The sequence below is a fragment of the Mycobacterium asiaticum DSM 44297 genome (assembly GCF_000613245.1).
Classification (GTDB): Bacteria; Actinomycetota; Actinomycetes; order Mycobacteriales; family Mycobacteriaceae; genus Mycobacterium; species Mycobacterium asiaticum.
In genome coordinates, this window is the sequence record NZ_HG964938.1 from 923,975 (window position 1) to 932,152 (window position 8,178).

General features: G+C 68.0%; 6 protein-coding genes and 1 tRNA gene. 6 read left to right on the top strand and 1 reads right to left on the bottom strand.

What is annotated here, in order from left to right:
- The first annotated feature begins 123 nt into the window (after positions 1-123).
- The 4 genes from BN972_RS23275 to BN972_RS23290 all read left to right on the top strand — a co-directional run bounded on the left by BN972_RS23275 (position 124) and on the right by BN972_RS23290 (position 4,946).
- Positions 124-702 (top strand): hypothetical protein, encoded by a 579-nt coding sequence (locus BN972_RS23275; RefSeq protein WP_036363018.1) that lies wholly within the window; start codon positions 124-126, stop codon positions 700-702.
- A gap of 206 nt (positions 703-908) precedes the next feature.
- Positions 909-3,704, top strand: coding sequence for a type I DNA topoisomerase (gene topA, locus BN972_RS23280; protein ID WP_036363021.1), 2,796 nt, complete (start codon positions 909-911; stop codon positions 3,702-3,704).
- 35 nt (positions 3,705-3,739) lie between these two features.
- The gene (locus BN972_RS23285) at positions 3,740-4,195 is read left to right on the top strand and encodes a MarR family winged helix-turn-helix transcriptional regulator (protein WP_036363024.1); all 456 of its coding nucleotides are present in this window, start codon (positions 3,740-3,742) and stop codon (positions 4,193-4,195) included.
- Between the two features lie 85 nt (positions 4,196-4,280).
- Positions 4,281-4,946, top strand: a complete 666-nt coding sequence (locus BN972_RS23290; RefSeq protein WP_036363026.1) for a nitroreductase — start codon at positions 4,281-4,283, stop codon at positions 4,944-4,946.
- On the opposite strand, the gene BN972_RS23295 is transcribed toward BN972_RS23290, so the two are convergent.
- Positions 4,943-6,550 carry an adenylate/guanylate cyclase domain-containing protein gene (locus BN972_RS23295; RefSeq protein ID WP_036363029.1) on the bottom strand — a complete coding sequence of 536 codons (1,608 nt, stop codon included), beginning with the start codon at positions 6,548-6,550 and terminating at the stop codon, positions 4,943-4,945. The two genes, BN972_RS23290 and BN972_RS23295, sit on opposite strands and share 4 nt — an antisense overlap.
- 154 nt (positions 6,551-6,704) lie before the next feature.
- On the opposite strand from BN972_RS23295, the gene BN972_RS23300 reads away from it, so the two are divergent.
- Positions 6,705-7,910 (top strand): DNA polymerase III subunit delta', encoded by a 1,206-nt coding sequence (locus tag BN972_RS23300; protein WP_099051212.1) that lies wholly within the window; start codon positions 6,705-6,707, stop codon positions 7,908-7,910.
- Positions 7,911-7,973: 63 nt separating this feature from the next.
- A tRNA-Thr gene (locus BN972_RS23305) sits at positions 7,974-8,049 on the top strand.
- Positions 8,050-8,178: the final 129 nt, after the last annotated feature.

Sequence of the window (8,178 nt, forward strand, 5' to 3'; positions counted from 1 at the left end):
AGTACCGCCTTCGGTAACGGACTCCGGCGGGGTTTTCGTTTCCAAGTTCGGTATCGGCTCAGGTGGGACGCCGCGCCGGATGGGCGCAAGCCGCGGACCGGGTCGCTGGCCTACTGTCGTGGCGTGAGCCAGCTTTCCTTCTTCGCCGCGGAGTCGGTCCCGCCCGCGGTCGGGGACTTGTGTGGGCTGCTGGCCGCGCCCGGCCAGATAGTGGTCGTCGGCTCCGGCGCCCGCCTCTCGGTGGTCGTGGAGGAGTCCTGGCGGGCAGAGGCGCTGGCCGAGATGATCCGGGAAGCCGGCCTGGTCGCCGAGCTCGCCCGGACCGACGAGGACACCCCGTTGGTCCGGACGGCCGTTGACCCCCTGTTGCGCCCGATCGCCGCCGAGTGGACACGCGGCGCGGTGAAGACGGTGCCGCCGCGCTGGCTGCCCGGCCCGCGGGAACTGCGGGCGTGGACGTTGGCCGCGGGCAGCCCGGAGGGGGAGCGATATCTGTTGGGTCTGGATCCGCACGCACCGGACACCCACTCGCCGCTGGCCTCGGCAATGATGCGGGTGGGGATCGCACCCACTCTGATCGGCACCCGGGGCGCCCGGCCGGCCCTGCGGATCAGCGGTCGCCGGCGACTATCGCGCCTGGTAGAGAACGTGGGAGACCCCCCGGACAGCTCCGAGGCGGTGGCCCAGTGGCCCCGTGTCTGACGGGTGCGGCGGTCCCGGTTTCAGGCCGGTCGGTTTGCGTAGGCGCGCCCAATGGTGCGAAATTGTCAGGTGCCCGCGGGCCCAAGGGACGGGCGGTGTACCTGGATTTCACCGGAACTGCCCGGAATTTTCAGGACCCGAGTGTCATTCTTGCCTGCGGGACGGTTCCGCCCAGGGACCGATACAGGAGATGGAGCTAGGCGCAGTTGGCTGACGGCGGCCCGAAGCGGGCTACTAATGGGAGTACCCGGCGACTCGTGATCGTGGAGTCGCCCACCAAGGCGCGCAAACTCGCCGGTTATCTCGGCTCCAACTACATCGTTGAATCCTCCCGAGGCCACATCCGCGACCTGCCGCGGGCCGCGGCCGACGTGCCCGCCAAGTTCAAGTCGGAGCCGTGGGCCCGCCTGGGCGTCAACGTCGACGCGGACTTCGAACCGCTCTACATCATCAGTCCCGAGAAGAAGAGCACCGTCACCGAGCTGAAGGGCCTGCTCAAGGACGTCGACGAGCTCTACCTGGCAACGGATGGCGACCGCGAGGGCGAGGCGATCGCCTGGCACCTGATGGAGACCCTCAAACCCCGCGTTCCGGTCAAGCGCATGGTCTTCCACGAGATCACCGAACCAGCGATCCTCGAGGCCGCCCAGAACCCGCGCGACCTGGACATCGATCTGGTCGACGCGCAGGAGACGCGCCGCATCCTGGACCGGCTGTACGGCTACGAGGTCAGCCCGGTGCTGTGGAAGAAGGTCGCGCCCAAGCTCTCGGCCGGCCGCGTGCAGTCCGTGGCCACCCGCATCATCGTGCAGCGCGAACGCGACCGGATGGCCTTCCGCAGCGCGTCCTACTGGGACATCCTGGCCAGGCTGGATGCCAGCGTGTCGGACCCCAGCGCGCAGCCACCCACTTTTGCCGCGCGCCTGACCAACGTGGACGGCCTGCGCGTGGCCACTGGCCGCGACTTCGACTCTTTGGGCCAGCTCCGCAAGGCCGACGAGGTCATCGTCCTGGACGAGGCCGGCGCCACCGGCATCGCGGCCGGGCTGCGCGGGGCCCAGCTCGCCGTGGCGTCGGTCGAGGAGAAGCCCTACACCAGGCGTCCGTATCCGCCGTTCATGACGTCCACGCTGCAGCAGGAGGCGGGCCGCAAGCTGCGGTTCTCCTCCGAGCGCACCATGAGCATCGCGCAGCGGCTCTACGAGAACGGCTACATCACCTATATGCGTACCGACTCGACCACGTTGTCGGCGTCGGCCATCAACGCGGCCCGCAATCAGGCGCGCCAGCTTTACGGTGACGAGTACGTGTCGCCGTCGCCGCGGCAGTACACCCGCAAGGTGAAGAACGCCCAGGAAGCCCACGAGGCGATCCGGCCCGCCGGGGAAACCTTCGCCACCCCGGACGGGGTACGCCGGGAACTCGACGGCGACGAATTCCGGCTCTACGAACTGATCTGGCAGCGCACCGTCGCATCGCAGATGGCCGACGCGCGCGGCACCACGCTGAGCCTGCGCATCAACGGGCAGTCCAACGGAAGGGACGTGGTGTTCTCGGCGAGTGGCCGCACCATCACCTTCGCCGGGTTCCTCAAGGCCTACGTCGAGACGGTGGACGAACTGGCCGGCGGCGAGGCCGATGACGCCGAAAGCCGGTTGCCGCAGTTGACGCAGGGCCAGCGGCTGGACGCCATCGAGCTCACCCCGGACGGTCACTCCACCAACCCGCCCGCCCGCTACACCGAGGCATCGCTGGTCAAGGCGCTTGAAGAGCTGGGGATCGGTCGACCGTCGACGTATTCGTCGATCATCAAGACGATTCAGGACCGCGGCTACGTGCACAAGAAGGGCAGTGCTTTGGTGCCGTCCTGGGTGGCCTTCGCCGTAACTGGTTTGCTGGAACAGCATTTCGGCCGACTGGTCGACTACGACTTCACCGCCGCAATGGAAGACGAGTTGGACGCGATCGCTTCCGGAAATGAGCGACGCACCAACTGGCTCAACAACTTCTACTTCGGCGGCGAGCACGGCGTGGCCGATTCGGTGGCCCGTTCCGGCGGCCTGAAGAAGCTCGTCGGCATCAACCTCGAGGGTATCGACGCGCGAGAAGTCAACTCCATCAAGCTATTTGACGATGCGCAGGGCCGGCCGGTCTATGTTCGGGTGGGCAAGAACGGGCCTTATCTGGAACGCACGGTCACCGGCGACAACGGTGAACCCACCCCTCAGCGGGCCAACCTCAACGATTCCCTGACCCCCGACGAGCTGACCCTCGAGGTCGCCGAGGAGCTGTTCGCCACCCCGCAAGAGGGGCGTGTGCTGGGCGTCGACCCCGCGACCGGCCACGAAATCGTCGCCAAAGATGGCCGATACGGGCCGTACGTGACCGAGGTCTTGCCGGAACCGCCCGCCGATCCGAGCGCGGAGCCCGCCAAGAAGGGCAAGAAGCCGACCGGGCCCAAACCGCGTACCGGTTCGCTGCTGCGCAGCATGGACCTCCAAACGGTAACGCTCGAAGACGCTTTGAAGCTGCTTTCGCTGCCGCGCGTCGTCGGCGTGGACCCGGCCACCGGCGAGGAGATCACCGCGCAGAACGGGCGCTACGGCCCATACTTGAAGCGCGGCACCGATTCTCGATCGTTGCAAAACGAGGACCAGATGTTCACCATCACCCTCGAGGAAGCGCTCAAGATCTACTCCGAGCCCAAACGCTCTGGGCGACAAGCTGCTTCGGCACCGCCACTGCGCGAGCTGGGTACCGACCCGGCGTCGGGCAAGCCGATGGTGATCAAGGACGGCCGGTTCGGGCCCTACGTCACCGACGGTGAGACCAACGCCAGCCTGCGCAAGGGTGACGACGTGCTGTCGATCACCGACGAGCGGGCATCCGAACTGCTGGCGGATCGTCGTGCCCGCGGACCGGTGAAGCGGACCGCGAAAAAGACCGCCCGCAAGACGACGGCCAAGAAGGCACCGGTCAAGAAGGCGGCCAAGCGCAGCTAGTCGATCGATACCGTATCGACCGATATTGTTGGCCCGTGCCCGCCGACGTTCCACGTGCCACCGGGCGCAGCGGGGACGCCTCTCCATTCGCCCTCGGATTGCTGCTGCGCCGGGCGCATTGGCACGCAGCAGCGGTGATGTCCGAGGCGCTGCGCCCTCTGGGCATCGAGTTGCGGCACTTCGCCGTGCTGATCGTGCTGGTCGACCGTGGGCCGACCCGGCAGCAGGACCTGGTGGAAGCGACGGGTTCGGACAAGGCCGGAATCATGCGGGTGGTCGACGACCTGGAGCGCAAAGGCCTGGCCGTGCGCAAGCCGGTTCCGGGCGACCGTCGGGCTAGGGCGGTGGAGATCACCCCGGAGGGTGTGCAACTCTTCGACGCCGCGCATGTGGCCGCGGCGCCGTTGGCCGCGCGCCTGATTGCCGGGTTTGGTCCGGGGGAGCCCGAGCAGCTCACGGAGCTGCTCACCCGGCTGACCGCTTCGGATTAGTCACTGTTCTGTCCCTCACACTAGTATTGGATGAAACAGTATCAAACGATACTATGGTCGTAGGACGAGTTACGAGGAGGCGGCCATGGACGTATACGAGGCAGTGCAGAGTCGACGGGCGGTGCGCCAGTTCTCGGACCGGCCGGTGTCGAGGGAAGTGCTGGAGCGTGTCCTGTCGGCGGCGGCCTGGTCGCCTTCGGGTTCGAACATCCAGCCCTGGAATTGTTATGTGGCCACCGGTGCACCGCTGGCGGAGATCAAGAAGCGCGCCGCCGAGCGCATCGCCATCGGCGATGCCTGGGACGAGCGGGAGTACGAGATGTACCCGGCGGCGCTGAAGGCGCCCTACCGCGAGCGCCGGGCCGCCTTCGGTGAGCAACGCTATCGCGCCCTGGGCATTTCGCGTGACGACACCGAGGGGCGGCAGCGCGCCGCCGTGGCCAACTGGGACTGTTTCGGCGCACCCGCTGCGCTGTTCTGCTACATCGACCGCGACCTGGGCCGGCCCCAGTGGGCGGACGTCGGAATGTATCTGCAGACCGTCATGTTGCTGCTTCGGGCCGAAGGGTTGCATAGCTGCCCGCAGATGGCGTGGTCGGTGTATCGCACGACCGTCGCGGATGTGCTCTCGCCGCCCGACGGGCTCATCCTGTTCTGCGGCCTGTCGATCGGGTACGAGGACGACACCGAGATCCAGGAGCGCACCGGTCGGGCCCCGCTGGCCGAGACCGTCACCTTTGTCGACGGCTAATTGGCTTTGCTGGAAGCCTTTTCAGCTTCCCGGCTCACGCTTTCCGGCGCGGCGAGATTCAGCGGGCGGGCCAGCTGGGTGGGCGCGGTGCGACCGCGCAGTTCAACCACTTCGCCCACGTCCCAGCACAGTGCCTCGGCGTCCAGCGCGCCGCTGACCGCGATCGCCGAGGCCAGTACGTGGCCTTCCTCGAGCTTGGCCAGCTCGGTCAGCCGGGCGGCCTCGTTGACCGGGTCGCCGATGACGGTGTACTCGAAGCGCGCCTGGGCGCCGATGTGGCCGGCGATGGCTCGACCGGCTGACACCCCGATGCCGAACTCGGCGGATCCGAGCACCGGGATCAGCTCGTCGTGCAGGGCACGTGCAGCCGCCAGCGCCGCACCGGCACCGTCAGGATGCTCGATCGGCGCGCCGAAGATCGCCAGCGCCGCGTCGCCCTGGAACTTGTTGACGAACCCGCCGTAGCGGCCGACGGTGTCCACCACCACCCGGAAGAACTCGTTGAGCAGGCTCACGACCTCGGCCGGCGGCCTGGTCGCGGCCAGCTGGGTGGAACCCACCAGATCCACGAAGAGCACCGCGACGTCGCGTTCCTGCCCGCCCAGTTCGGTGCCCCGCTCGAGGGCCCGCCGGGCGACGTCCTCACCCACGTAGCGGCCGAACAGGTCGCGAAGCCGCTGCCGCTCCGAGAGGTCACGCACCATGTCGTTGAAACCCGACTGCAGCAGGCCCAGCTCGCTGGCGTCGTAGATCTGCATGTGCGCGTTGTAGTTACCCCGCTGGACTTCGGACAGCGCCCAACGCAGCTGACGTAGTGGGTCGGCGATCGACATCGACACCAGCAGCGTGCTGGCCGCCCCGATGCCCAGCGCGGCCAGCGCCAACAACAGGATGGGATTGAACAGGCTCTGCGCCGGAGCATGCAGCAGCGCAATCTTGTCTGATACGACCGCCAGGACGATGGCCAATAGGGGCACGGCCGTGGACAGCACCCACGTCAGCATCAACCGCAGAATGACGCCGGGCGCCTTCACGTTCTCCGGCACGCCGCTGCGCAGGGCTGCGACCGCCACCGGCCGCAGCACCCGCTCGGACTGCAGGTAGCCGATGATCCCCGTCGCCGTGGCACCCAGCGCGTTGGCCACCACCACGACCGGCGCCGCGTGCCGCGCCACCGACCAGCTGGCGACCACGAACACCGCACTGCCGATGGCCCAGGCGAACGCGCTGGTCAGGGTGCGGTAGAACGGCATCCGCAAGGCGCGGGTACGGGCCAGTTCGGTGGTGGACGGGTCGGCTTCCACGAGCAGGTTGTCGCGGCGCTGCCAGCGGAAGACCGGCACCAGCAATTTCAGGTTCCAGGCAAAGCCGGCCAGGAAAAGGAAGATGACCGTCGCGATGAAGATCGCGACATTTAGGGTCGGCAAATCCTGTAACTGGATGCGGTCGTGCGGGGGTAGGCCGTAGCGCAGGAACCCGAGCACGAACAGGCCGCCGATGATGTCGGCCTGCAGCATGCTCAGCGAGAACACCGGCCACGGCGTGCGCACGACCCACCGGACGAATCCACTGATTCGTCCGGGAAGTGTTGCTGCCGTGGTCACGAACCCACCGTATCGGTCGGGGGGGACTCGTCGGTAACAAAAAGGTGCTCCGGCAAGTTGCGCGAAGTGCCGAAAGACGGCGAAAGATCACGGAAATGTCGCGAAACGGACGCTGATCGGTATCCGTCGGTGGTGCTCACTAATGTTGCCGGTGATGACGGGAGTGTTTACGCGGCTGGTAGGCCAGGAGGTGGTCGAGGCCGAGCTGCTCGCCGCGGCCAGATCCGCACGCGGTGATGCGTCTCACAGCCCCACCGGCGACGGGAATATGACACATGCCTGGCTGATTACCGGCCCGCCGGGGTCCGGGCGGTCGGTTGCCGCGCTGTGCTTCGCGGCGGCCTTGCAGTGCACCTCCGACGGCCCGCCGGGGTGTGGCGAGTGCCGAGCGTGTACCACCACCATGGCCGGCACCCATGCCGACGTCCGACGGGTCATCCCCGAGGGCCTGTCGATCGGCGTCGACGAGATGCGGGGCATCGTGCAGATCGCGTCCCGTCGGCCGACCACGGGGCGCCACCAGATCGTGGTCATCGAGGACGCCGACCGCTTGACCGAAGGTGCGGCCAATGCGTTGCTGAAGGTCGTCGAGGAGCCGCCGCCGTCAACCGTCTTCCTGCTGTGCGCCCCCTCGGTGGATCCGGAGGACATCGCGATCACGCTGCGGTCCCGGTGCCGGCACGTCGCACTCGTGACACCGCCCACCGAGGCCATCGCTCGGGTGCTCATCGACGGTGACCGGCTGGACGCCGACGTGGCGAACTGGGCGGCGTCGGTCAGTGGTGGCCATGTCGGCCGCGCCCGCCGGCTGGCCACCGACTCCGACGCCCGCCAGCGACGAGAGCAGGCGTTGGAGCTGGTCCGCGACGCCGTGCGGCCCGCCCGGGCGTACGCCGCCGCGGAGGAGCTGGTGACCGCCGCCGAAGCCGAGGCGGTGGCATTGACCGCCGGGCGCGCCGAAGCGGAGACCGAGGAGTTACGGACGGCGCTGGGAGCCGGCGGCACCGGTAAAGGTGCTGCCGGGGCGATGCGGGGGGCCGCCGGTGCGATCAAGGATCTGGAGCGGCGGCAGAAGTCCCGCCAGACCAGGGCTTCGCGCGACGCTCTGGACCGTGCGCTGATCGACCTGGCCACTTATTTCCGGGATGCACTGGTGGTGTCGGCGGACGCGGGCCAGGTTCGGGCCAACCACCCGGACATGGCCGAGCGGGTGAGCTCGCTGGCCGGGCACGCCAGCCCCGAGCGGCTGCTGCGCTGCATCGAAGCCGTGCTGGAATGCCGGGAGGCGTTGGCGATCAACGTCAAACCCAAGTTCGCCGTCGACGCGATGGTCGCCACCATCGGCCAGGAACTGCGCTGAGTCGCCGGAGTTGGGTGCGATGGGCCGCCTGCCGTAGACTCGTGCCGCCCACTATCGGGTACCGCCGCCTTAGCTCAGTCGGTAGAGCGATTCACTCGTAATGAATAGGTCAGGAGTTCGATTCTCCTAGGCGGCTCCATATTTCGCGTCATCCGTTCGGTCCGGGCAGGCCGTCTGCGCCGAAGATCACGCCTTTGGTGCCGCCCGGCCCGCCCGCGCCACCGGTTCCAGTGCCCAGCGGCAGGCCCGGGACACCGCCGGCCCCGCC